25 protein-coding genes are annotated in these 25,989 nt (G+C 44.6%); 21 read left to right on the top strand and 4 right to left on the bottom strand.

From position 1 onward, the window contains the following. Window positions 1-216: 216 nt before the first annotated feature. Window positions 217-1,950, bottom strand: a complete 1,734-nt coding sequence (locus tag V1225_RS11085; RefSeq protein WP_338546460.1) for an ABC transporter ATP-binding protein — start codon at window positions 1,948-1,950, stop codon at window positions 217-219. 183 nt (window positions 1,951-2,133) lie between these two features. Here V1225_RS11085 and V1225_RS11080 point away from each other — a divergent pair, with 183 nt between their 5' ends. Then, window positions 2,134-2,292, top strand: coding sequence for a hypothetical protein (locus V1225_RS11080; RefSeq protein WP_160201112.1), 159 nt, complete (start codon window positions 2,134-2,136; stop codon window positions 2,290-2,292). Between the two features lie 75 nt (window positions 2,293-2,367). On the opposite strand, the gene V1225_RS11075 is transcribed toward V1225_RS11080, so the two are convergent. Next, window positions 2,368-2,958, bottom strand: coding sequence for a hypothetical protein (locus V1225_RS11075; protein WP_338546458.1), 591 nt, complete (start codon window positions 2,956-2,958; stop codon window positions 2,368-2,370). 195 nt (window positions 2,959-3,153) lie between these two features. On the opposite strand from V1225_RS11075, the gene V1225_RS11070 reads away from it, so the two are divergent. The 15 genes from V1225_RS11070 to V1225_RS11000 all read left to right on the top strand — a co-directional run bounded on the left by V1225_RS11070 (window position 3,154) and on the right by V1225_RS11000 (window position 19,207). Further along, window positions 3,154-3,780, top strand: a complete 627-nt coding sequence (locus V1225_RS11070; protein WP_251630488.1) for an aldo/keto reductase — start codon at window positions 3,154-3,156, stop codon at window positions 3,778-3,780. Between the two features lie 168 nt (window positions 3,781-3,948). After that, window positions 3,949-4,650, top strand: coding sequence for a LytTR family DNA-binding domain-containing protein (locus V1225_RS11065; RefSeq protein ID WP_338546456.1), 702 nt, complete (start codon window positions 3,949-3,951; stop codon window positions 4,648-4,650). After that, window positions 4,647-5,948, top strand: a complete 1,302-nt coding sequence (locus tag V1225_RS11060) for a GHKL domain-containing protein (protein ID WP_338546455.1) — start codon at window positions 4,647-4,649, stop codon at window positions 5,946-5,948. The genes V1225_RS11065 and V1225_RS11060 overlap by 4 nt, the downstream gene beginning before the upstream one ends. 125 nt (window positions 5,949-6,073) lie before the next feature. After that, on the top strand, window positions 6,074-6,742 hold the full coding sequence (locus V1225_RS11055) for a hypothetical protein (protein ID WP_160201107.1): 669 nt from the start codon (window positions 6,074-6,076) through the stop codon (window positions 6,740-6,742). A gap of 44 nt (window positions 6,743-6,786) precedes the next feature. Continuing rightward, on the top strand, window positions 6,787-7,203 hold the full coding sequence (locus tag V1225_RS11050) for a hypothetical protein (RefSeq protein WP_160201106.1): 417 nt from the start codon (window positions 6,787-6,789) through the stop codon (window positions 7,201-7,203). 906 nt (window positions 7,204-8,109) lie between these two features. Further along, window positions 8,110-8,778 (top strand): response regulator transcription factor, encoded by a 669-nt coding sequence (locus tag V1225_RS11045; RefSeq protein WP_160201105.1) that lies wholly within the window; start codon window positions 8,110-8,112, stop codon window positions 8,776-8,778. Between the two features lie 8 nt (window positions 8,779-8,786). Then, the gene (locus tag V1225_RS11040; RefSeq protein ID WP_161907860.1) at window positions 8,787-9,632 is read left to right on the top strand and encodes a HAMP domain-containing sensor histidine kinase; all 846 of its coding nucleotides are present in this window, start codon (window positions 8,787-8,789) and stop codon (window positions 9,630-9,632) included. 123 nt (window positions 9,633-9,755) lie between these two features. After that, the gene (locus tag V1225_RS11035) at window positions 9,756-10,436 is read left to right on the top strand and encodes an ABC transporter ATP-binding protein (RefSeq protein ID WP_161907859.1); all 681 of its coding nucleotides are present in this window, start codon (window positions 9,756-9,758) and stop codon (window positions 10,434-10,436) included. Then, window positions 10,426-12,978: an ABC transporter permease gene (locus V1225_RS11030; protein ID WP_338546452.1), complete on the top strand. Its 2,553-nt coding sequence runs from the start codon at window positions 10,426-10,428 to the stop codon at window positions 12,976-12,978. Before V1225_RS11035 ends, V1225_RS11030 begins: the two co-directional genes overlap by 11 nt. Before the next feature lie 78 nt (window positions 12,979-13,056). Beyond that, window positions 13,057-14,793 carry a sigma 54-interacting transcriptional regulator gene (locus V1225_RS11025; protein WP_338546450.1) on the top strand — a complete coding sequence of 579 codons (1,737 nt, stop codon included), beginning with the start codon at window positions 13,057-13,059 and terminating at the stop codon, window positions 14,791-14,793. A gap of 146 nt (window positions 14,794-14,939) precedes the next feature. Beyond that, window positions 14,940-16,478: a putative basic amino acid antiporter YfcC gene (gene yfcC / locus V1225_RS11020; protein ID WP_161907856.1), complete on the top strand. Its 1,539-nt coding sequence runs from the start codon at window positions 14,940-14,942 to the stop codon at window positions 16,476-16,478. 12 nt (window positions 16,479-16,490) lie between these two features. Continuing rightward, window positions 16,491-17,669 (top strand): beta-aspartyl-peptidase, encoded by a 1,179-nt coding sequence (gene iadA, locus V1225_RS11015; RefSeq protein WP_330588261.1) that lies wholly within the window; start codon window positions 16,491-16,493, stop codon window positions 17,667-17,669. A gap of 479 nt (window positions 17,670-18,148) precedes the next feature. Further along, window positions 18,149-18,379, top strand: coding sequence for a response regulator (locus tag V1225_RS11010; protein WP_160201099.1), 231 nt, complete (start codon window positions 18,149-18,151; stop codon window positions 18,377-18,379). Then, window positions 18,376-18,591: a hypothetical protein gene (locus tag V1225_RS11005; RefSeq protein WP_160201098.1), complete on the top strand. Its 216-nt coding sequence runs from the start codon at window positions 18,376-18,378 to the stop codon at window positions 18,589-18,591. Before V1225_RS11010 ends, V1225_RS11005 begins: the two co-directional genes overlap by 4 nt. A gap of 373 nt (window positions 18,592-18,964) precedes the next feature. Continuing rightward, window positions 18,965-19,207, top strand: a complete 243-nt coding sequence (locus tag V1225_RS11000; protein ID WP_207708615.1) for a hypothetical protein — start codon at window positions 18,965-18,967, stop codon at window positions 19,205-19,207. A gap of 225 nt (window positions 19,208-19,432) precedes the next feature. Here V1225_RS11000 and V1225_RS10995 read toward each other — a convergent pair whose 3' ends face one another. Continuing rightward, a complete protein-coding gene (locus V1225_RS10995; protein ID WP_161907854.1) occupies window positions 19,433-20,629 on the bottom strand; it encodes a DUF815 domain-containing protein in 1,197 nt (398 codons plus the stop codon). A 1-nt stretch (window position 20,630) separates the two neighbouring features. Beyond that, window positions 20,631-21,701: a branched-chain amino acid aminotransferase gene (locus V1225_RS10990; protein WP_251615743.1), complete on the bottom strand. Its 1,071-nt coding sequence runs from the start codon at window positions 21,699-21,701 to the stop codon at window positions 20,631-20,633. 246 nt (window positions 21,702-21,947) lie between these two features. Between V1225_RS10990 and V1225_RS10985 the strand changes: the two genes are divergently transcribed. From V1225_RS10985 to dprA, 5 genes are all read left to right on the top strand, one after another. Next, complete coding sequence (locus V1225_RS10985) at window positions 21,948-22,748, top strand: MerR family transcriptional regulator (protein ID WP_160201094.1); 801 nt, start codon at window positions 21,948-21,950, stop codon at window positions 22,746-22,748. Next, a complete protein-coding gene (locus tag V1225_RS10980; protein WP_251630481.1) occupies window positions 22,712-23,092 on the top strand; it encodes a hypothetical protein in 381 nt (126 codons plus the stop codon). Before V1225_RS10985 ends, V1225_RS10980 begins: the two co-directional genes overlap by 37 nt. 96 nt (window positions 23,093-23,188) lie before the next feature. After that, window positions 23,189-23,548 carry a YraN family protein gene (locus V1225_RS10975; RefSeq protein WP_251615740.1) on the top strand — a complete coding sequence of 120 codons (360 nt, stop codon included), beginning with the start codon at window positions 23,189-23,191 and terminating at the stop codon, window positions 23,546-23,548. A gap of 24 nt (window positions 23,549-23,572) precedes the next feature. Further along, entirely contained in the window at window positions 23,573-25,099 is a 1,527-nt protein-coding gene (locus tag V1225_RS10970; protein WP_161907851.1) for a YifB family Mg chelatase-like AAA ATPase, read from the top strand. After that, on the top strand, window positions 25,093-25,950 hold the full coding sequence (gene dprA / locus V1225_RS10965) for a DNA-processing protein DprA (RefSeq protein WP_160201092.1): 858 nt from the start codon (window positions 25,093-25,095) through the stop codon (window positions 25,948-25,950). Before V1225_RS10970 ends, dprA begins: the two co-directional genes overlap by 7 nt. Window positions 25,951-25,989: the final 39 nt, after the last annotated feature.

Genomic DNA, 25,989 nt, shown 5'->3' with positions numbered 1-25,989 from the left:
CTTTACATAGTAAATTCGTGCAGCTGTTGTGTAAAATAGTGAGGTCTATTAACCTATGCACAACTCTTAAAGATGTAAGCGAAATAAAGTTGTGCATATTGGCTAAAAAAGAACAGTCTGCACAACATTGTTCATAGAAATAGAAAAAAGTTGTGTAAATGTTTGTATAAACAGATACATTTACACAACTTTCGATGATTGCAATAATGGGAAGAGCTATTCCCTAAACTGATACTGATAAAGTTCTGCATACATGCCGCCAGCAGCTACCAGCTCGTCGTGACTGCCGCGCTCAGTAATACCGTTAGCTGTGAGAACGATGATTTCATCTGCACTTTTTATGGTAGACAGGCGGTGGGCGACGATGACAGAGGTTCTGCCGCGGCCGAGTTCTTCCAGAGACTTTTGAATCAGCATTTCTGTAGCGTTATCCAGGGCGGAAGTCGCTTCATCAAGAATCAGAATCGGTGGATTTTTCAGGAATACGCGGGCGATGGAAATTCTCTGCTTTTGACCGCCGGATAGTTTGATGCCACGCTCGCCAACCTGGGTATCATAGCCATCTTCCATGGTTAGGATGTAGTCGTGAATGTTGGCTTTTTTTGCAGCTTCGATGATTTCTTCATCGGTGGCATCTAAGTTGCCGTAGGCGATATTTTCACGTATCGTACCGTTGAACAGGAAGACGTCTTGTGCAACCATACCGATATTTTTTCTAAGATCGTAACGGGAAATTTTTGTGATATCAATGCCGTCTATAGTGATTCGACCTGAATCTACATCGTAAAATCTTGGAATCAGATGGCACATGGTAGTTTTACCGCTGCCGGATGGACCAACCAGGGCAAGGGTGCGTCCTTTTTTGATATCCATGGTGAGATTTTTGATAACAGGCGGTGCTTCGCCTTCCTTGTCGCTGTTTTCGTAGCTAAAGGTAACGTTTTCGAAACAGATATTACCGTCCAGATGGTCAGGGTGAAGTAAATCTGTGCTGTCACTTTCTTCTTCATCAATCGCCATGATTTCACAAAACCTGCGGAAGCCCGTCATTCCTTCCTGTAGTTGTTCATAGAAAGAAACCAGTTTATTGACAGGATTCAGGAACATAGAAATGTAAAGCAGGAATGCGGCAAACTCGCCGGCATTGATTTTTCCATAGAAGAAAAAGAGTCCGCCTGAGGAAAGCACCACTAGATAAAGAAGGTCCATAAACAGTGTCATGCCAGAGTGGAAAATGCCCATAGCTTTGTAAGCGCCGGAACGGGAGCGTTTAAGATTTTCGTTGGCGACATTGAATTTCTGATTTTCATGTTCGTCTGCAGTGTAAGCTTTGGAAACACGGATGCCAGCGATGGCGGTTTCCACATTAGCGTTGATTTCTGCAGTTTTAACGCGGGTTTCGCTGAAAGCCTTATTCATCATGGTTCTGGTTTTAAAGGCGAAGAAAATCATAAATGGCAGCACTGCAAAGGTAATCAGTGTCAGCGGCAAACTAATCTGTGCCAGCATGATAAAAGCGCCGATTAAGATAATCAGCGATAGAAATAGGTTCTCCGGACCGTGGTGGGCAAGTTCAGATACCTCGAATAAGTCGTTAATCATCCGGCTCATGATGACGCCAGTTTTGTTTTCATCGAAGAATGAGAATGGAAGCTTTTGCAGGTGACGAAACAGTTCACGGCGCATATCTCCTTGAATTCTGACGCCGACGATATGACCCCAGTACTGAATGATGTAGTTGAGAAATGCTTTCAGCACGTAAATGCAGAGCAGAACAATCGCCCAAACGACGAAGAGGTGGATGTTCTGATTTGGCACATAGTCGTTGATAATATTCTTGGCGATGACTGGGTAAAACAGGTCGCAGCACGCCACGATAAAAGCACATACCATGTCCAATGTGAACAGACGTAAATGCGGTTTATAGTATTTTGCAAACTTTCTAATCATGTATTTCCTCCAAATGCTTCTGGTATATTAAAGTCACTGATAGTATGATACCACTATTTGTAATAATTTCGCAAGATTTTACTCACAAAATGCACACATAATTTTATCGTTTTCTACAAAGTCAGACTGTATAATGAAAATGCAAAAGGGAATTAGAATTAGAAATTTTATCAGGAGGAGAACATGGTAAACAAGAGAAAACATAAGAAACGACAGGATAGTAAGAGGGATAAGCCCCTGGAGGGGCGGGACAAAGAGGTTGCAGTTTTGCTGTGGCTGATGTCACATGGAAATGAGGATGTAGAGAAAAGGATCTTTGATGAATGGTCCTATACTGTATGAGTGAGATAAAGCAATACCTTCTAAGTAGACCAAAACCGCCGCGGGTGACCGCGGCGGTTTTGCAGTGGAAAAGTTTTAACTCTCGGCAGGATACAGCGTGATGCTTTCTACCCTGTCTGGATCAAAAAAGGTAAGTTTTAGAATTATGCGGCAGGGCAGGGTCTGATCGCCTGCGCTTAAATAAAACAGATTAGTGCCTTTTTTCAAAAATGTACCGCCACCGAGCCAGATTTCTCCGTAATTTTCCTCAGAAGACTGTGCTAGGCGCATGGTATAGATGGGTTTCAGCAGAACTTTATTTTCATCGCTATCGTTGACGTCGCAGCAGAGCATGACGCCCTCTTTTCCATAGGTATCATAGGTGTAGCGCAGGGCGATATCGGCATCTTCCTTTACTTTGACGGCAAGAAAAATCGGTTTATCTTCAGGCGCAATGCTGTCAGGTTTTGCCAGTGTATCGATTTCCACTGTGAGGCTTCCATCTTCGGAAAGAGAGAGTTTTTTGGATTCTTTTAGCTGGCTTTGCTGATGCAGGACATCGCTGTTCTTGGTGTTTTCTGAAGGCTTCTTATCGTCTGTGCTGCCGGGGGAAGCTTTGCTGCAGCCGGTGCAGGCAATCGCAAGTATTAGTATCAGTGCAGTTATGAATAACAGATTCTTTTTCATTTCAATTCACCTCGTATTTTTCTTGTTAAAAGAATCATAGCAGGAAAGACGGAAGAAAAACCAGAGGAACCTCTTAATTTTTTCTTAAGAACAATTCATGCCTTTTGGGCATGGAAGGTATACTTGATGCGTATTTGCTATTGCAGCCTGCAAGGGGTACAATGGGTAAGAGAATAAAGAAAGGTGAGATGACGGATGCAGTATCAGGATTTTTATGGAAAAAAGATTTCTACCCTTGGACTTGGGGGCCTCAGATTTCCGACGGTAGACGGCGATCCAAACAGGATTGATAGGGCGGCGGGACAGAAGGTGGTAGACGCGGCGATGCAGCAGGGCATCAATGTCTTTGACACTGCCTGGTCTTATCAGGACGGTGATTCAGAAAGGTTTCTGGGGGAGGCTCTTGCAAAATATCCGCGGGAAAGTTTTCTGCTGGGACTTTCGGGCGTACAGACCGTGTTTTCTGGCATGTCGGATGTATCTCAGGTCATCGAAAATGCAGCGCTGTTTGATGCGCCAAAGCCGTTGAGCGCCGCGGAGAGGAAGACATTACAAATGGCGGCGGGCGCCTTTCTCAAAACTATGGGTGTGCCGTGCTCCGGCTGCCGGTATTGCTGCGGCATCTGCCCAGCAGGACTTGAGATTCCGCTGCTGATCAAAGGATACAATGAGCAGAATATTACCGGTTCTACCTGGAAAATCGGCATGCTGTCAGAGACGAAAGGCGCTTCGGCGTGCCTTTCCTGCGGCGCGTGTCTTTCCCGGTGTCCGCAGAAAATCGACATTCCAGGTGTGATGAAAAAGCTTGCGGAACAACAATAAATCCGCGGCAGGTCCGTACACTGTGATGCAATATATGGATATTACGATAACAAGTTCCTTCAAGATGAGGGAGCTTGTTTGTTATATTTTGAAAATGATTGAATTACAATATCTAGCATGATAAAATATAATAAAACAGAAATAGCATGGATTGATTAGGAACAGGATATGAGGATTTTAATTTGTGAGGATGAAAGGGATTGCGCGCAGGCACTTGCAGCGCAGTGCATGGATTATTTAACACGCTCCGGGATAGAAGCGGAAATTCTGACGGAGTATACTGCAGAAACAATTATGCAGCATGATCCGGATATTCTACTTTTGGATATTGAAATGCCCGGTATTTCCGGGATTACAGCAAAGGATATGCTTTGCCAGACAGATGGAAAGCCTCTCATTATCTTTGTGTCCAGTCACACGGAAATGATGCCGCAGGCTTTTGGACGGAATGTGATTAGCTTTATTGCCAAGCCGGCGCGGCAGTTTGAAATAGAAGAATCTCTGGAAACTGCAATCCGATTGCTGCCCAGAGACATCAGGATAGAATTGGAAGACGGAAATACTGTCAGCAGCGCGGATATCGCCTATATTGCGGTAGATGGCGTTTACACCGATGTGTATCTGGTATCGGGTGAACATGTTTCTAATCAGCGAAAAAGCTTGTCTGCATGGGAGGAAACGCTGCAGGAGACTGACTTTCTCAGAGTCAGTGACCGGCATCTGATCAATTGCGCCTATATACAGGAAATAAACGGGGAGGGTGCTATTTTGGAGCACAGCTTGGGTGTGCTGCATATCAGCAGGCGCAGAAAAGCGGCGTGCAAAGAATCTTATCGAAACTATTGTAAAAGGATGGCGAAACTGATATGAATGTACTTTATACAGGGGTGTATTTCATTGATCTTTTGCGTTTGGCAGTTGTTCTGTGCGGCATATTTGGATTCTCTTTTTCCCTGCGCAGGGACGCTTTGTTATTGGGTGCGGTTCTGGTGCTGACAGGTGCAGTGGTAACCCTTTTGCTTTCAGATTCGTCAAATCGGATTTTTGTATCGCTGTTTGTGCAGATGATGTTTGCTGTCATTTGTTTTGCGGGAAAAAAGCGGGTACTGGCAGAGGTTACGTTTCTGCTGCATTTTGCTCTGATGACCGCAGAAGCGCTGGTGCAGAGCGTAATCGCAATGTTCTGGTACGCGGGGATGGTGCTGGAAAGCGAGCGGGAGGTTGCTCTTGATGCAATTTGCGGAATGACAACTTGCATCGTGATACTGGGTGTGACAGCGGCTATATCCAAATATACGAAGCCGGTACTGCAGCATTATCTGAAGCAGTTCGGCTGGAAACAAGTGCTCTATTATGCAGTGTGGATTTTTTCTTCAGGTGTTGTAATTGGGGTTGCCAGTGGAATAGCGATGGATAACGGTATGATTTATCGGTATAAAGTGGCGATGCAGCTTGCCGTGTGTGTGCTGGGCATCGGGATGCTTGCCTTTGGTGTATTGCTTAACGTGCTCTACGAGCAGAGGAAGAAGTTAAAAGAAGACGATCAATTTAAACAGAGGTGCATCGAACAGCAGGTGGCACAGTACGAGGAAATCACAGTAAAAAACAAGAAGTTGCTAAGCTTTCGACATGATCAGAAAGCCTACTTGCTGGCACTGCGGGCGTTGATCGACGAGGGAGATTTGACCCAGCTTCGCAGATATACAGAAGATTTAGAACAGAAAGCCAGAGATTTTGATTACATAGCCACTGGAAATCTGGTGGCAGACGCCATTGTGAATGCCCAGGCGGCATGGGCAGAAGAGGCGGCTGTAGACTTTTTTGTGGCGGGAAGATTTCCTGCACAGATGCGAATCAGTGACGCAGACCTTGCGATGCTCCTTTCCAATGGACTGAAAAATGCCTGTGAAGCGGCTGAAAGATGTGCAGAAAAACGAGAAGTATTTGTTTTGATCAAATCCTATAAAAAGATGTTGTTCCTGGAAATTAGAAATTCAGCCATGGAAGCGCCCAGGGTGCAGGACGGACAGCTTTTAACCAGTAAACAGGACAAGGAAAATCATGGAATTGGCACACAGAATATGCAGCAGGTAGTAGAAAAATATGACGGAACATTGACCTGGGAGTATGATGAAGAAGGACAGGTTACGACAAAAATAGAAATTTAAGGAAAGTAAACGACCACCTACATCAAAAAAGCAACCACCTGCAACATTTAAATTGGAACCTGCGCAGACCTATGATAGAGTGAACCTAGAAGGTGTTAGCAAATAGGTTTGCGGGAGGTGAGTGTATGCCAGAATATCTTGATTCCAATTGGTGGGAGTGGCTGAAAAGCTGCTGGGCGGAAAATAAAGAAGTTAGCGCAAGATTAGGAGAAAATCAAGATGGAAATTGTATTTTGATTGGAAAGGATAGAGTAATGAAGAAAAAATCATTATCAAAAAAATTATTTTTAGCAACTATAAGTTTAATTATATGCATGTTCATTTGTTCTTCTACTACATTCGCAAATGAAGTAGTTAGTGTTTCTGAAGAAATACCGGTCTATGGAAGCAATCGGGAAGCATTTGATAGCCAATATACTCCAAATATTTCAATTGATGTTGCAGGGATATTTCGTTCCGCAAGACTAGAGCCTGTGTTTATTAGATCAGGAGATACAACAAAGGTTGAAGTTTATGTGCAGTATACAGGTGATGATCCTGCAAATGCTGTGAAGATTACGAACTTTGAAATTTGGAATACAAATCTTTTGAATCGAAAACAGTTAGTACCGACATTTTCTCCAGGTACTAGAAACTTTATGGCAGCTAAAGAGGCTCATGTTCGATTGAAAGAAGTAAAGCTTGCAACATCAGTCAAAGCAGTTAGAGTAGATGTGGGAACTTATCAAGCATATATTATGGGTTATGGTTGGATTAGTGCAGGAGATCCTGTTGGACAGAAACCTATTAAATAAATATAAATAGATTTGTCGCATGAAAATAAGGGGTGAAGTGTAATTTGATTAAAAAATTATCAGATATAACGAGTTTTTTAAATAATAAATTTGATGTTACTATGATTGAACCGGAGAAATTAAGTGATTCAAGATTTAATATTATTATAAATAATATTATAAAATGTGAATTAAATAAAAATAAGTTTTTAAAATATGATGAACTTGATATATTGATTTTCGATATAATAAGAAATACAAAAAGTGAGAATTATTATAAGAAAGCGATTCTATCTGGAGCTTTAGAAAAAGAGGAACTTATAAGGATTATAATTGAAAAAAAAACTGGTTATATTGAATGCTCATCTCAAGAATTATATAAAGAATTGCGACTATTTCAAGGTGTATCTCAGTATGATATAGAAAATAATACTTCAGTATTTTGGGATTATTGCACACTACTTGAAAAGGAAAAAAAATGAATATGGCTTATTGTTCTACGTGGCATAATGATGTAACAACGCTTGTAGACACGCAGGCAGAAGGTACATGGAGAAGCAACTAAGATGACATGAAGGAAGACTGCGCTTGCAGTCTTTCTTTATCCTTTTGAAAGGAGAGAAAACAAATGAACCTATACTTAGATTCACTTAAAAGACAACGACTTCCTGCGGTTATTATGGGTTTGATATACGGGGGGTGTTGGTTGTCATGATGTTTATTACCGAATTGAGGAGTATAACTCCATATAATCCCTGCTTATATGAGGTGAACATGTGAACATGGCTTAATTTACTTTAATTCAGCAGATGCTGACATTATTAGTTTTTTTATGTGGAATAGGCGTCACTGTGTCGTTAATCGTATATTTCATTCGGAAACGTCGTAAATAAAAGGGTAGTCTAAACACGTGAAAATATTTGAATTTCTTTCGTGACGACAAATCTGACTGTATTGTAGCAAAAATGCTATCTTGCGGTCATCTTTAAAACGTGTGACAGGCCGAAAATGACCGCAAATCTCTTTTTCGAACAATTGCGGTTATAAATTCCCTTGTTCAAAGGGAATTCTCAAAAGTTTTTCCTCATCATTTTGGAAGAAACTATAATATAATGGAATTGAAGATATAAATTCACAGTATTGAAAGTCAGTGAGTTTATTTTTTTGACTGTATTCGTTCAAATTTAGCCTTTTACGGTCAGAAATGCCTCAACAGGATTTTCAAGTCTGACCGTATGACGGCGATTTATTGCCCAAACGGTCAGAGTATGAATTTCGGAACAAAAATCCAGCTTCGTGTCTTTGCTGTTTCATGCCCCAAGAAAAGTATTTCCCTTTTCGGATTTCTTTGCTACAATAGAAACGAATGGGTACGAAAGGAGTCAAGGATGAAGCGGATTGCCATTGTGGAGGATGACAGGCTGTTCAACGAGGCGTTGTATCAGACATTGAAAAAAGCAGATTATGCGGTAGACAGGGCGCATTCCTACGGGGAAGGAACGGCGCTGATTGACAAGCAGCCGGATTTATTCATTGTGGATGTGAATCTGCCTGCAGGCGATGGTTTTACACTTTGCAGGCGTATTCGAGAATCCGGGCAGACGCCGGTGATGTTTTTGACGGCAAGAGATGATGAAAGTGATATGATTCGGGCTTTTGATCTTGGCGCGGACGATTATCTTGTCAAACCGTTTCCCATGGCGGTGCTTTTGAAACATGTGGAGGCGATCCTGCGCAGGAGCAGCGGTCAGAATCAGCGATTTTCCTATCTGGAACTTGCAATGGACTTTGACAGAAAGTCGGTAACCTATCGGGGTGAAGCCATCAATTTGACTGCCAAGGAATATAAAGTGCTGGAGCTTCTTGTAAAAAACCGGGGCAGAGTCGTTACCAGAGAAATGATGCTGGAACAGGTCTGGGATGCGGACGGCGCTTTTGTAGAGGAAAATACCGTAAATGTGACGCTGAGCAGGCTGAGAAAGAAAATCGAACCCAATCTGGAGGAACCGATTTTCATCAGGAATGTGTTTGGAATGGGTTATACTTTTGGAAAGTAGGAAGTGCGATGCGAAATACAAAAAAAGCGCTGGAGGAACTATCCGAAGCGCTAGAAACCATAAATCACGGCAAGAGGCTGGAACTCGCGGATTGTATTTCAGATACGCTGCCGTCGAAGATTTCTCATCAGTTAGTCAGGCTTTCCGATCAGATCTGGGAGAGCAAGCAGCAAGTGTGCAGAGAACGAGATGGACTGAAGGAGCTGATCAGTGAAATTGCCCATCAGCTGCGCAATCCCCTTGCGAATATGGAAAGCTATCTGGAACTTCTTTCTTCGGAAAACCTTTCGGCGCAAGAGCAGGCGGCTTACTTTCAGGCTGTCATGGCCGCAGAGCAGAGAATTCGGTTTTTAACAGAGAGTTTTATAAAAATGGCGAGGCTGGAAAGCCGTGTCATACAAATCCGAAAAGAATCCTGCAGCTTGCACGAAACATTGCTTTCCTGCATTTTGCAGATACGTCAGCAGGCGCTGGAAAAGCACATTGATGTGCAGCTTTCCATGGAACCGCGTTTATCTGTGCCCCACGACGCGAACTGGCTGGGGGAAGCAGTGGTAAATCTTTTGGATAACAGTGTGAAATACACGCAGGATGGCGGAAGGATTCTGATCAAAGCAGAAAAGAATGCCATGTTTACGGAAATTTCCGTGGGGGATGACGGCATTGGCATAGAAGAAGGAGAAGAAAATTTGATTTTTCAGCGGTTTTATCGAGGAAAACGCGTGACGGTGGAGGAAGGATTTGGCATCGGACTTTATTTGGCGAGAGAAATCATCAGCCAGCATGACGGATTTATGAAAGTAAAAAGGCAGAAGCAGGGTCTGAAAGTATCGATTTTTCTGCCTGCACGATGATAAGACAGGAGAAAACTGTGCGGCAAAATACACAGGGTGTAATTTTGCAGGGACAGTTTTTCTTTTTGTAAGGAAATTGTAAATACTATTTGGTAGGATAAAGGCAGAAAGGAAGGTGTTTAGATGGAAGTTGTCAAAACAGAGAATCTGCAAAAAATTTACGTAGTACCGTCCGGCGCGGTGCGGGCGCTGGATGGAGTAAGTATTTCCATAGAGGAAGGGGAGTTTGCAGCAATCATCGGTTCGTCCGGCAGCGGAAAGACTACGCTGCTCAATATGCTGGGCGGTCTGGATCAGCCGACAGAGGGCAGCGTCACAATCAGAAACAGAAGTCTGGAACAGTTGACGCAGGAAGAACTCACCGTATTTCGCAGAAGAAATATCGGATTCGTGTTTCAGAACTATAATCTGCTGCCGATTTTGAGCGTGGAAGAAAATATTACATTGCCTTTAAAGCTGGACGGCGCAGGACTGGACGCAGCGTTCTTTGCGCAGGTAGTAGAAGTTCTCGGCATAGAAGATAAACTCTGCAATATGCCGGAAACCCTTTCAGGCGGACAGCAGCAGAGAGTGGCCATTGCAAGAGCGTTAATGACCAAACCTGCGGTCATTCTTGCGGACGAGCCTACGGGAAATCTGGATTCCAGAACCGGTCTGGAAGTCATCGGACTGCTGAAAGCAAGTGCCGCACGCTTTGGACAGACGATGGTGATTGTGACCCATAACGAGGAAATTGCGCAGATGGCAGATCGGATGATTCGAATCGAGGATGGAAAAGTAAGAGGAGGCAGTGATGCGGAATAATAATGGAGAAGTGCTGCGCCTTTTATCACGAAGACTGTATCGGGCAAATCTGAACCGAAACAGAGTGCTCACCTGCGCTGTTGCCTTTGTCGTCCTTCTGATCTTTTCTGTATTCAGCCTGTCCGCAGGAAAACTGGAGGCGGACTGCCTACTTTACGCGAGAATGATGGGAACGACTGCATCGACAACGCTGGAGCGCGCCACAGAAGAACAGATTGCGGTCATAGAAAACCTGGACTATATTAAAGCCGTAGGAAAAGAAGTCTATATCGGCGAAACGGAGGCGTTTACCTGTCTGGTTTTAGATGAAACGGCTTATGAAACCATGCAGGCGCCGGCTTACAGTGATATACACGGTGTGTATCCGAAAGAAGCAGATGAAGTGATGCTGCCAATGCGGGCGCTTTCTGATTTAGGGATTGCAAAGCCTCACCTCGGCATGGAAATTGATGTAACGATGCAGACGACAGGAGGACAAAGGCTGCAGCAGACCTTTCGGCTTTCCGGATATTATACAGAATATGTGGAAGCGGCAAAAGCGCCTCCCTATGGGTTCTTTTCAGAACGGTTTTTAGAAAAGGAACATTTGGCGTCGCAGCAGCATACCACGCTTTTAATCAAGCAGCAGGACAGTTTGGACGGAGAGACGGCAGAGGACAGATTGTATCAAGACGTGGAAATGACCGATGATACACAGCAGTTTTTCGGCGGAAATGCGTTGACCTACAGCGCAATCTATGAATTTGCCGGCGGTTTTGACGTTGCGGTGATTCTGGCCATCGTCATCTTTGCAGGCGCCTGGCTGCTTCTTTATAATATCATGAGCATTTCTATGGTGGAGCATGTGCGGCAGTATGGTCTTTTAAAGACGCTGGGGACGACCAAAGGACAACTGGCACGGATTGTATACAGACAAACAAGCTGGATTGTGTGCAAAGGCTGCCTGCTGGGAATGGCAGCCGGTATGGCAATGATGGTTTTTATCGTGCCAAAACTCCTCGAAAATCTGTATTTGCATGAGTTTGGCAGCGCGTCGGCTATGATTGCGTTTAAACCGTGGATTTTGGTATTTGCAGTGGAATTTGGCGTCTTTGTCACATTTGCGGCAACGTCCCTTGCCATGATGAAAGTCATAAGCATGCAGCCGATTGAGGCGGTAAAATTTGTAGGACTTTCTGCAAGGCGCAGAAAGAAACAGAAGCCAGGAAATCAGCGCTTCAGTCTGGCGCTTCTGGCATGCAGAAATTTATTTCGCTATAGAAAACGATTTGTGATTGCGGTCATTTCCCTGACTCTTTCTATGACAGTCTTTTTAAGTACGGTCGTGCTTTCAACAGGACTTGATCAGACAGCACAGATTGAATATGATAATCAGGATTTTAGTATTATGTGCGGAGCTTCTGCCATGACGGCGGAGGACTACACCGATGATGAGATCCATTTTGATTCTGATTTTGCGCAAGAATTACTCGACCTACCTGGTGTGACAGAGGCAGAGACGGTCGACGGCGGTTTTGGCAGGGTGAAGAGTAGTGAAACCGCTTTATCCATGCGTCTTGCCTCCTGGAAACTTGAACATGAGACATTTCTGCCCTTTGTGGTGCAGACGCTCCATGATGATGTGCTGGAAGAACTTGCGAGGTATGTAGAGGAAAAGGAACTGTCGGAGATGGTCGACATGGATGCAGTGCGCGCGGGGAAAGGCTTTATCGTATTGCATTACCATAATTTATCGCAGGCGATGGAAGAAAAAAGCAGGGAGGCGGTAGGACAGCCGGCGCAGCTTTTTAGCCTGGCGAAAGATCGGAAGACCCAGATGGAATGCAGCGGTTATCTGGACTTTACCGCAAAGGGATTTCCGAACATGATGACGACTTGGAATGGACCTAGCATCCTCTATTTTCTGGTCAGTGAAGAGGGGTTTGCGCGGATGGGACTTCCGGAACGGATTTTCAGGCTGGACTTTAACGTGGAACTGGCATCGGAACCTCTTGTAAAAGCCCAGGCGGATCGTATGGTTTCTGCTTATAACCGGGCGCAAAAGAAGCTGCACCCTGCAGATTTGCAGTATGAGCAGGGAATTTTAGAGATTACCGCCAAATCGGATTTGCTTACGGCAGCAAGGGACTATATCGGTTCCAGCAGAGTGATTATGGGTGGAATATGTCTGGTGCTTCTGTCCATGGGACTTCTGAACTATATCAATGTGACGCTGACAGGGCTTACGGCGCGGCGGAAAGAGTTTGCTGTCATGGAGAGTTTGGGGATGACGCGAAAGCAGCTTCGGAAAAGTATTGTGTTAGAAGGGATCTTTTATAGTCTGATTGTGACAGGTCTGACGCTGACAGCCGGCAGCGGCGTGCTCTATGGAATGCGGCAGCTGGTGAACCAGCGTATTGCGTATTTTACCTTTTCCTATCCGTGGGCAGCGCTTTTGTGCGGCGTGATGTTTCTCTTTGCTATTTGCATTGTGATTCCGCTGGTACTGCAGAAAAAAACGGTGCGGGACAGCGTTATAGAGCGGCTGCGGATGTATACGTAATCAAGAAATCATACATTGTATCAAGGTATCTTCTATGCTATACTGATTTGTAGTGTAAAGTACAGAAAGGAAGGCACCATGGATCGACAAAGTGATAGAACACGTGCGCTGCTGCTTGTGACCGGCAGTAGGTTTACCCAAAAGAGTTTAGCAAAGCAGCTTTCCGGCTTTCTGCCGGAAGATGTTGCCATCGTCCCGTATATGGTCGAGGAGAAAAATCCGCCGCTTGACGGCACTTATTTTACCGTGTTTTCCAGTGAAGAGGTTTATGAACAGTTTCTGCACCAAGGAGGGCAATCGTTGATCAGCAGCCACATTGTCGGCACGCGGACCGTTATCAACTCCAATATCGATCAGATTCTGACCCTGCCTCGCGATCAGAAGATTTTGTTAGTCACTGATTCCGAGATCAGCGCAGTTGACAGCATTAGTAATCTGCAGCGAATCGGATTCGATTTTCTGCAGCTGATTCCTTTTTATCCGGGCTGCGATGTGCCGAGAGGTGTGGGGATTGCTATCACGCCGGGAGACCCGGATCAGATTCCTGCAGGAATGAAGGCAGTTTACAATATCGGCACGCGGCTCTTTGATCCTTCTACCGTCGTTCGTATTATGGCGCATTACGGCGTGTTGGAAACCGAAATCTATGCCTATACGGACACATTTATTCAAAGTCTTTTGGATACGGCGGCACGTATTTCGGATGTTGCTTATGAGAACAGCAGGGTGACAAAAGCTGCAAGAATGCAGCTTGCTGGAAACGGTCATTTTGCCAAGTATCATTTTGATGATATCATCGGCGCCTCACCGAGAATCTTGCATGCAAAGAATCTTGCCAGAAAAATTTCAGCCTCAGATTTAACGGTGCTGTTGGAAGGGGAAAACGGTACGGGCAAAGAACTGTTTGCCAGCGCCATTCATAAGGCGTCGGGACGCAGCAAAGAGCCTTTTGTGGCGATTAACTTTTCGGCGCTGCCTGATACGCTGGTTGAGTCCGAATTGTTCGGTTATGAAGAAGGGGCTTTCACTGGTGCGAAAAAAGGCGGTAAGATTGGCTTGTTTCAGCAGGCAGATGGCGGTACGATTTTTCTGGATGAAATCGGAGACGCCTCGCCGGCGCTGCAGGCGAAACTGCTACGGGTCATTCAGGAACGTGAGATTATGCGGGTGGGCGGCAATAAAATCATCCCCATTGATGTGCGGATCATTGCAGCCACCAATCGCAATCTAAAGCAGATGATTGCGGAAAAGCGTTTTCGTCAGGATCTGTATTACCGTTTGAAGGAGGGGTATCTGCATCTTCCTGCTCTTGCGGATCGAAAAGAAGATATTCCGCTGTTGTTGGAAGACTGGCTAAAGACCCGCTTTGATGGAGCTAAGACCATTTCTCCGGAAGTGACAGCGCTTTTACTGGAACGTGATTGGCAGGGCAATATTCGTGAACTGCTCAATACGATGAAATATGCCTTTGCGGTATGCGATGGCGACACGATTTTGCCGAAAGATTTGCCGCCGGATGAAGAGTCGTCTCCACCGGCTGCGCAGGCAGAAGCATTTTCCGACTGTATCTGCACTAGCACACAGCGATGCATTTTGGTTGCGATTCGGGAAATCAGCGAAAATAACGGAATTCCGGGTCGGACAGGGATTTTTAAGCACTTGAAGGCGCAAGGAAAGTCCGTCAGTGAATATCGAATCAGGCAGGAACTGCAGCAGTTTCAATCAATGGACCTGGTGCAGTCTGCCACCGGACGATATGGTGTTTATTTGACAGAGAAAGGGTGGGATTTTTTAGTACGAAATCATCCAAAATAAGCCAAAATATTCCATACAACGACCAAAATTGTCCGCAACTTTCATAAAATCTACAAAAAATCCTCGAAAAATCGGGGATTTTCTTTTGGCATCAAATTTGCTTATATAATAGGAGTTAAGAAAAATTGAATTAGGAGGCAACACCAATGTCAAAAAAACAAAAAGGTGAAACGCTCAACTCCTTAAACAAAGGATTCCGCGTTCCCGACACTTACGTTATCATTTTCTTTGTCGTATGTCTGGCGGCACTGATGACTTATCTGATTCCACAGGGGATGTACCAGACCGAGGACATCACCTACATGGTAGATGGCAGTGAAAGCACGCGTACCGTTATCAAGGACGGTAGTTTCCAGTATGCACTTGATGAAAATGGAAATCCGCTGAAGGATGGAATTAGCTTATTTGAAGCTGGCGGCGGCGTAGGTCTGTTCAACTATCTGTTTGAAGGGCTGGTTAGTGGTGATAAAGGGGGCTCTGCCGTAGGCATTATTGCATTTATCCTGGTTATCGGTGGCGCATTTGGTATCGTGCTGAAAACCGGCGCTGTTGAATCCGGTATCATGAACATGATCAAGAAAACCAACGGAAAAGAAAAACTTTTGATTCCGGTACTCTTTGTCCTGTTTTCTTTGGGCGGCGCAGTATTCGGTATGGGTGAAGAAGCACTTCCGTTTGCAATGATTCTGATTCCGATGGTCATCGCAATGGGTTACGACGGCGTAACAGGTGTGCTGATTACTTATGTTGCGACCCAGATCGGCTTTGGTACATCCTGGATGAATCCATTCTCTGTTGCCATCGCACAGGGGATTGCAGGGGTACCGGTATTCTCCGGCGCAACATTCAGAATCGTTCTCTGGGTGGCATTTACCGGTGCAGGCGCTGTGATGACAATGATCTACGCGTCTAAAATTAAAAAGAATCCAACTTTATCTGTCGCTTATGAATCTGACGCATATTTTAGAGATGATTTTAAAGCCAATCAGGAAAACGGTTCGGTAGAAAAGTTCAATATCGGTCATATTCTGGTACTGCTGACGCTGGTAGCAGGCATGGTTTGGGTTGTATGGGGCGTTATGAAAAACGGCTATTACATTCCGGAAATTGCATCCCAATTCTTTATTATGGGTCTGGTTGCAGGTGTGATTGGCGTTGTATTCAAACTGAACGGTATGAAAGTAAACGATATTGCGGCAGCGTTTAAACAGGGTGCGTCTGACCTGGTAGGTGCAGCAATTATTGTAGGTATGGCACAGGGTATTATGTTGGTACTGGGCGGTTCAGATCCAACTGCGCCGACTGTACTGAATACCATTTTACATGGGATTTCGGACGCTTTTGTCGGCCTGTCTGGTACAGTTGCCGCTGTATTGATGTATATATTCCAGTCTGTGTTCAACTTCTTTGTGGTATCCGGCTCCGGTCAGGCGGCTTTGACTATGCCGATTATGGCGCCGCTTGCGGACCTGCTGGATGTAACGCGTCAGACTTCCGTTTTGGCATTCCAGCTAGGGGATGCACTGACTAACTTGATTGTACCAACTTCTGGTTGTCTGATGGGCGCCCTTGCAATCGCAAGATTGGACTGGTCCAAATGGATTAAGTTCATGTGGAAGTTCTTAGGTATACTGTTCCTGATGGCAGTAGCAACAATGATTATTGCAAGCGTAATGGGATTCTAAAAGTAAGGTACTATGATGAAATTAATTAAAGGCGTAAACTTATATACACCAGAGTATCTGGGTGTAAAAGACGTATTCCTCGCGGGAGGAAAAATCTGCAAAATTGCAGATAATATTGAATTGCCTACCGAATTAGAGGTGGAAGTCATAGACGGCACAGGACTTTTGCTGCTGCCGGGCTTTATCGATTCTCACGTTCATGTTCTTGGCGGCGGCGGTGAAGGCGGCTTTGCCAACAGAACGCCGGAGGCGACTTTGTCAGGGCTGACCAGATACGGTATTACTACGGTAGTGGGCTGCCTGGGCACTGATGGCATCGGCAGGGATATCAAGTCGCTGGTTGCAAAGATTAAAGGGTTGCGGGAGCAGGGAATCTCAGCCTATGCTTATACCGGCAGTTATCAGGTTCCTGTTCGCACCCTGACCGGCGGCATCATCGATGATATCATGATGATTGAAGAAATCATCGGAACAGGGGAAATTGCCATTTCTGATCATCGTTCTTCTCAGCCGACAGCAGACGAGTTTAAGCGGCTGTGTGCTGACACTCGCGTGGGCGGTATTTTGTCCGGAAAAGCGGGCATTATCAACATTCACCTTGGAGACAGCCCTCGGTGTATGGACTTAATCAATCAGGTTATCGCTGAAACAGAGATTCCTGCGACGCAATTTCTGCCGACCCATGTAAACCGCAACGCGGCGCTCTTTGAAGAAGCTGTAGAATATGCAAAACTGGGCGGTGCAGTGGACTTTACCGGAAATGAAGATATCGATTACTGGGAAACTATCTGCGATGAAGTGCGCGTCAGCAAAGGGATTAAGCGTTTGCTGGACGAAGGTGTCAGCAGTGATCTCTTTACCATTTCTTCTGACGGACAAGGCAGTCTGCCTATGTTCAGCGCTGATGGCGTATTTCAGGGAATGGGTATGGGACAGTCCAGCTGCTTGCTGAAAGAAGTCAGAGAATGTGTGGAAAAGGAAGGAATTCCTCTTGAAATTGCCATCAAGGCAATCACTTCCAATCCTGCGAAGGTGCTTTGCCTGCCGCAGAAAGGCCGCATCGAAGAAGGCATGGATGCTGATCTGTGTCTGATGACAAAGGATTTGGAAATCGACACGGTTATCGCTATGGGACAGGTTATGGTAAAGAAAGGCGAACCTATTGTAAAGGGCGCTTTTGAAGGACAATAAAATATTTACTTTAAAAAGGACTTCATCTAATATGGTGGAGTCCTTTTATATTGCAATCGGAAAATCACGACAAAGGCATGAGGATTATTCTTCTGTGTCACATTGACAAATTCAAGTCAAGTTGCGATATTTTGTCAATGAACAGTCTGAATTCTTGTCTAAGATGGCTTAAATATTGCCAATGTTGACAGAAAAACGAGAATCTGTCAATCCTGTCAATGTTTCATCGTAAAACCTTGACAGGATTGACACTTTTTTTGATTTTTGTCAATATTGGCAATAACGCAGCTAGTTTTCATAGAAATTCGGATAAAAATCCTATAAAACATTGACAAAAATAAAGAAATCATAGATATTTGTCAACTCTCCTTTTCTTTCATGGATTAGTCATGATAGGAAAACAAAGTTTGATTGACGAATAGTATATTATATGTTAAAGTATAAATAAAAAAGATACAGAATATAAAGGGGCAAAGGAATTGTTAGTTTTAATATGTGACAATGATAGAGATTATGCAATTCAGTTAGAGAAACTGTGCTGTAGCTTTTTTGAGAAACGGGATACTGCGGCTGAAGTTGTCTCTATAACAGAAGCTGAGAAAATCAGGTCATGGAATCCTGATATTCTGCTCCTTGACATTGAAATGCCCGGACTTGATGGTATTACTGTAAAAGAAAGTCTTTGCAGGCAGGAGGAAAAGTCAAAATGAAACAGATGAAATTTATATTACCTGCGGTTTCGATAGGATGCATATTCGTAGCATGCTTTATAACTCTGAATCCGATAATTATTTTGTCAGCAGCAGTTGGGCCAATTGCCTTCTTTCTAGGTTACAGCTACGATAAGCAGGAGAAAGTATTGGAGCAGCTACTGAAGGAACTTGAAAAAAGTGAAAGACCGCCCTCGGACGATAGCCTGTAGCAAAAGCTTATAGCTCTGCAGCAAGCCCTCACTTGATGGCGAATTAGGTAAAATACAATGTTGCTAAAATGGCTTGAATTCCTCGCACTAGAAAATCTGGAGGGGAAAGGCATTGTGTAAACTTTTGATGCGGTGTTTGTATTGAAGTATGCATTGCTGATTTTTTTTCGCACATTTTATAATATATGTCGCAATAAAAAGAAACAGATTTTCTGGTAGAGCATATTTTTCAAAATTTATCTTTTGGCTTTACTTTATAGTTATGATATGTTTTACAGTTTTGCCAATTGATTTTTCTGGTATCAACGATACCGTCGTAAACTTGAATTTCAGTTTAAAGCCAATTCTGTCTGCATTTTTCAGTAGAGCCGGATTGATTAATTTCGCCCCGGTACCTATTTTGGGATTAGCAGCCCAAATGAAGGTGTTTGATAAGTGGAGAAGTGCAGGCATTTTTTCAATAATTGTGTCGGTTCTTATAGAACTGGTGCAATACTTTGAGACGGTCAATGGATATTCTGATTTGGTTGTAGTAGATATTGTGTATATTATAACCAATACGATTGGCGGTTTGACAGGGGGCGATATTCAAATTTTATCAAAAAATCATATTTAATGAATCATTGATAAGATCGAAAGGATAGCTTATGAACATGACTCAAATCACTTTAATTCAACAAATATTTACGCTGGTCGTTTTTTTATGCGGCGTAGGCGCGGTAGTATCTCTGATTGTGTATTTAATCAGAAAACACCGCAATAAAAGATAATCGTCAAAAGTGAAATTTCATACTGCAAGAAATAAAGCCGCCATTTGGCGACTTTATTTCGTTGTCTTTCATTATTTCAGCCCAATCTTTGCAAGCTGTACAAACTGCTTTGCGGTTCTTGGGCTTCTGCCGTTTGAACGAATGGCGAAAGCTTCGGCTCTCTTAAAGAGTTCGGCTTCTTCCATCTCTAGTTCGTATTCATTAGCAAGACTTGCGACGATTTCCAGATACAGGTCTTTTTCCGGCTTGGAGAAAGTAATGGTCAGTCCAAAGCGAGCGGAAAGGCTCATGGTTTCCTGCAGGGTATCGTTTAAATGAAGTCCGGAGCCTTGTCTTGCCTCGATGGATTCCTTCACCAGATGTCTGCGGTTGCTGGTCGCATAAATAGCGATATTGGCAGAGCTGCCTGTCACGCCGCCTTCCAGGATGCCTTTGAGACAGGAAAAGGCATCGTCGCCCTCCACAAAGCTAAGGTCGTCGATATAGAAAATGAACTTCAGTGGGCTAGCTACTAGCTGCTCCATAAGGGCAGGGATTTCAGACAGCTGGGTTTTGTCAAATTCGATGAGACGAACGCCCATAGCAGCACATGCGTTGGCGCAGGCTTTAATCGTGGAGGATTTTCCAGTGCCGGCGTCTCCGTAAAGGAGTACGTTGCTGGCACCGCAGCCCTCTGCCAGGGCTTTGGTATTTTCCAGCACTTGATTCCGCTCTCTGCTGTAGCCGTAAAGCTGGTCGATAGTCTGAGAATCAGCGTGTTTTACAGGAACCAGCCTGCCGTCTTTGACTTTAAAGGAGCGATAGTTTGCGAAAATGCCGTAGCCCTTTGTGGAAAGACTTGTCAGCATTGCAGCATATTCCGATTCTAAATCTATCGGCTCTGTGACCCAAAGAGGCAGAAATCCGTCGTAGTCAATGACTTTCGCAACCTTTGAGGCTGGCAGGTCAGCCAACTTTTGCAAAGTCTTTAAATCAGCCTGCATACTTTCTGTCATAGCAGGGCATATATCTAGGCCAGAAAGCTTTGCCTGTAGATAAACATTTTCGTCGTTTCTTACGTAACGGCGCACAAAATCAGACAGGATGCCGCCTTCTTCGTAAAGGGCCTTTGAAAAGGCTCCGCAGGCAGAAATTTGCGTGTCCACAGAGCCTTCGCTGATGGCATATATTAGTTCTTGGAGTGCCGAAACCACTGGGGTATCGAGAATACTCCGAAAAACAGAGAGGGCATTTAGCTGTCTGTTTAAAAGCTGTAAATAATCTTTCATATTATTCAACTGCTACCGTCCAGTTCATGAAGTCTTCCAGCTTGCCGGTCTGGATGCCGTAGATGGTGTCGTACATTTCCTGAGCAACAGGGCCGATTTCGTTGTTGTTGATGACCATTTTTTCGCCCTTGTAAAGGAGTTCTCCAACTGGGGATACGATAGCTGCTGTACCGGAAGCGAACATTTCTTTCAGCTGACCTGCTCTGTAGGCTTCTTCCAACTCGTCGATGGAAATCTTTCGTTCAGAAACCTTGATACCTTTCTTCTTGCAGAGGGCGATGATGGAGTTTCTAGTGATGCCCGGCAGGATGGAGCCGTTGAGCTCGCTGGTTACCACTTCGTCGCCGATGACAAAGAAGGCGTTGGCAGCGCCAATTTCCTCGATGTATTTCTTTTCAATACCGTCCAGCCAGAGTATCTGTTCATAGCCTTTTTCGTGGGCGATTTCCTGTGCTTTCAGGCTGGCACCGTAGTTTCCACCGCACTTAGCTTCGCCAGTGCCGCCTTTGACCGCTCTGACGTAAACGTCTTCTACGTACATCTTGGTCGGTGCAAGTCCGTTTTCAAAGTAAGGACCTACAGGGCTCAGGATAATCATGAACTTGTAAGTTTCGGAACGTCTGACGCCCAGGAATGGTTCGTCTGCAAAGATGAATGGTCTGATGTAAAGGGCAGTGCCTTCACCCTGCGGAATCCAGTCCTGATCGACTTTGACCAAAGCCTTGATGGCTTCCACGAAGAGATCTTCGTCAATCTGCGGAATGCAGAGTCTGTCGTTGGTGCTGTTGGTTCTCTTTGCGTTCATATAAGGACGGAACAGCTGCACTCTGCCTTCCGGTGTTTTATAGGCTTTTAGTCCTTCAAACATTTCCTGTCCGTAGTGGAGCACGACAGCTGCCGGGTCCAGTTCAATCGGACCGTAAGGCACGATGCGGCCGTTGTTCCAGCCATCAGTAGGATTGTAATCCATGATAAACATGTGGTCTGTAAAAACTGTACCAAATCTGAGCCCTTTGGATTCAGGTTTTTTACCCGGATTCGGATTCTTGGTTACTGGAAAATCGTATTTCATTTTTCTATCCCTCTCTTTGTTTAGAATTCTTCAAAAATCTACCTCATATTTTACTCCTGAAGTTGTACGCTGTCAACAAGTTAGAGGCATGTTTGTTGTATTTCATAACAAATATTTTGCCGGCTTTCGAGGAGGAACTTTGGACTCAAAAATTCCTTGACTCTCCTCTTAGGGCATGGGGTATAGTATAGGTAGGTCGCCTTGTTGGTGGCTGTCTCGAGACATTTTTTTCTAGGAGGGATAGACGTGCTTACCATTGGACAGATGTCAAAAGCCTGCGGCGTCACGGTAAAAACACTGCACTATTACGACAAAATCGGTCTGCTTTCGGCGCAGGAAGTAGATAGGGACACAGGGTATCGTTATTACAGCGAGGAACAAATCGGCAGAATGCTTTTGATCGACCGTCTGAAACGGTACGGCTTTTCTCTTGCGAAAATTCAGGAGTTACTGCAGATTTCCTGCGAAAAGGAACTGCACAGACAGCTAAAGGGTCAGAGGCTGCGTCTGGTTCGTGAAGTAGAACGGCTTTCTGTCACCATTCACGAAATGGACAGCCATCTGGCGGAGTTTGAAAGGACTGGTGATTTGATGAGTTATCAAAATCAATATGAAGTAATATTAAAAGAGTCAGAGAGGATGGCGCTGATTTCAGTGCGGGAGACAATGCCGGTTTCGGCCTTCGGCGATCATTACGCCCGCCTTTTTCAACGGGTCATTGCAGAGGGCATTACCGCATCGGGATTGACCATGGCGATTTATCATGATGAAACCTTTGATCCGGCGTGCAATGATACGGAACTTGGGGTAATTGTGGCAGAGGAGGAGAAGGCGGACAAAGTGCTGCCAGTTATGCTCTGCGCTGCAACCGTGCATAAAGGTCCCTACGCGGCGCTGCCCGACGCCTACGGCAGAGTTTACAGCTGGCTGAAGGCTTCCGGCTATTCTCTTGACGGCGCGCCTTTTGAAATTTATCGAAAGACAGCTTTTGATAAGCTGCCGCCGGAGGAATGGGAAACAGAGATTTACTTTCCGGTAAAGAAATAAACCACATCGCTGCAGCCTGGCTTGCCATCCAGGCATCGACTCCGGGCATTGGAATCTTAAAATACATATTTTTGCGGAAAAGCCTCAAAATATGCACAGAGCCATGCATATTTTTTAAAAAAATCTTCAAAATATGCACATTCAAAGCTGCTGAAGGACAATTTTACTGTTCTTTCAGCGGCTTTTTTCGTTCTACAGGAGTAAATGTGCATATAAAAGGCATTTTTCCTAAAAATATGCACACGATTATGCATATTTTTGACATAATCTTTCCAAATATGCACAGCAGAGCGCAAGGGGGAACGCGCGAAGGGCAGGCAGAAAGTCCCTGCTTGCGATATTAATCCTTGACAAAAGAAGTTATATGTAGTAAATTATCAATATTAGAAGTAATTACCAATTATGTAAAAATAATTAAAAATCAAGAGGAGGAATGGCAAGTGGAAAGAGAAGGAAGTGAACAAATAAACATGAAGACAACTGAGCTCGGAAAAATCGGAGAAGATTTTGCTGCAAATCTGCTGGAATTACAGGGATACAGAATTTTGGAGCGGAACTTCCGCTGTAGAATGGGGGAAATTGACCTCATTGCGGAGAAGGACGGGGAGATTTCCTTTGTGGAGGTCAAGACAAGAAGGTCGGCGCGTTTTGGAATGCCTGCAGAAGCTGTGGGCGCGGAGAAACAACGCAGGATGCGAAGGACTGCAGAGTTTTACTTAAAGAGCCATCCGAAACAGCAGCAGACCGCAGATTTTCAGGTGATAGAGGTTTTCTGCAATCAAATTGACTATGCTTTTTAGCACGGAAAGTGAAAGGGGAATAAAATGTTATCAAAAATCAATTCAGCAGTAATAAACGGAGTGGCGGCAGTGCCGGTCATCATAGAAACGGATATCAGCAGAGGACTGCCCAATTTGTATATTGTAGGGCAGCCGGATGTATCGGTGAAAGAGGCGAGAGAGCGGATTCGTTCCGCCATTGTCAATTCCGATATGGAAAACCCTAATGGACGCATTACCATCAATTTGTCTCCGGCGGGAATCAGAAAACGGGGCAGCCATTTTGATTTGGCAATGGCAATGGGTATTTTGGCGGCGTCGGGGCAAGTTTTTACGCGTAATTTAGAAAAGTTTTGTTTCGTAGGAGAACTTTCGCTGGATGGTAGTCTGCAGAAAATCAGCGGCATTCTGCCTATGGCAATGGCAGCCAAGAAAGCGGGCTTCGAAAACATTATAGTGCCGAAGGTCAATGAAGAAGAAGCTATGCTGGTACAGGGAATTCAAATTTATGGTGCAGAAAATCTGGAAGATGTAGTAAATTTTTTTAATCTAAAGAAAGATTTAACAGGTAGGTGGGGTCATTTGCCGGAAAGCATCGCAGAAAGCCCCTATGAAGTGGATTTCTTTGAAGTAAAGGGGCAGGAAGCTGCAAAGAGAGCGCTGACGGTGGCGGTATCCGGCGGCCACGGCATTCTAATGACGGGAAGTCCCTCTACGGGAAAAACTATGCTGGCAGAGCGGATTCCTACCATTATGCCGAAGATGACACCGGACGAAATACTAGACACTACGATGATTTATTCTATTGCAGGGCTTCTTCATGAGGGGATGCCCTGCGTTTTGCAAAGACCTTTTAGGAGACCTTCTCATGGAACGACCGTGGCGGGAATGTTGGGAGGCGGCCATGATGTGCCGAAACCGGGAGAAATTACTCTGGCAAATAACGGAGTATTGTTTTTAGATGAGGCTGGAGAGTTTAACAGACATGCCATAGATGCGCTGCGTACGCCTCTGGAGAAGAAATGTATAGCGTTGACGAGAAGAGGTATTACGTATACTTATCCAGCAGAGTTTATGTTGGTTGCAGCGTCAAACCCTTGCAAATGTGGATATGCCGATGATCCTGTCCACCCCTGCACCTGTACGCCGGCAGAGATAAATCAGTATCGGAGCAAACTTTCCGGTCCAATACTGGAACGAATTGATATGCACCTGCTGCTGCAGCCAGTACCTTACAACCAGCTGAACCGTGAGACAGAAGAAAGTGTTCTTAGCTCCGAAATGATGAGGAGTCAGATTGAAAAAGCAAGAAAAATGCAGAGGGAGAGATACAGCGGCACTGGAATTTATCTGAATCAGCAGATGACAAATAAAATGGTAGAAAAATATTGTCCTCTGGGAAGTGCGGAACAGGCAATGATTGCACAGGCATACAGCAGTCTGACGCTGAATCCTCGAACTTTAATGCGGGTAAAGCGGGTGGCAAGAACCATTGCTGATTTGGAACAAAGTGAGGATATTCATGTTAGTCATTTAGCAGAAGCGCTGCAATATAGGGAGAGAAAATGGTAAAGGGAAAAATAACGAATACGGACAGTTTCTTTCCGAAAGAACTGAAAAATCATGAACCGGCAATGAAGACTTTGTACTATGCAGGAAATCTGCAATTACTGGAAGAAAGAGCCATTGCGGTAGTGGGCAGCAGAAACTGCACTCAGTACGGAAGGACAGTAGCAAAGTCCATCGGTGCTAAATGTGCAGAAAACGGAGTTATTTTAGTTAGTGGGCTGGCGAGAGGCATTGATACTGCTGCTCACAAAGGGGCTTTGGAGGCAGGTGGAAACACGATTGCTGTAGTTGGCGGGGGCACGGAGTACTATTATCCTTCCGAAAACAGAAAGCTGCAGCAGGAAATTGCAGAAAAGGGTCTGCTGCTGTCTATCCATGAGCATGGCTATCAGCCAAAGCCCTATGATTTTCCTGTGCGTAACCGCATAATCAGCAGCCTTTGTGAGCATGTAGTGGTTGTGGAAGCGGGAAATCAAAGCGGTGCACTGATTACAGCGGTAGATGCTGTGGAGAAAGGGCGCGGTGTGTATGCGGTACCGGGCAATATTACCAGCCATTTCAGTTTTGGCACCAATCAACTGATTCGTGATGGCGCAATGCCATTGATTTTTATTGATGATCTTTTTATTGATATGGGGCTTAAGCCCAATATAAACGAAACAATTGAGGCGAATCTTGGTGATGCGGAGAAAAAAGTCTTTGAAGTAATAAAAAATGATGGAGAAGTCACAATTGACCAAATTTATCACAAAACCAACATGAAACTTTCTGAAATTAGTGGTATAATCACTATTCTAGAGATGAAGGGTCTAATTTTTTCCTCTCTTGGAAAAGTTTTTGTTGCAAAATTCTGATATCCCTACTACAATGTAACATTGTAGTGTTAAAATCAA

The organism is Emergencia sp. JLR.KK010, from assembly GCF_037018265.1.
In the GTDB taxonomy this organism is placed as follows: Bacteria; Bacillota; Clostridia; order Peptostreptococcales; family Anaerovoracaceae; genus Senimuribacter; species Senimuribacter intestinalis.
Note: the sequence above shows the minus strand (reverse complement) of the source record. Positions and strands in the feature narration are given on the sequence as shown.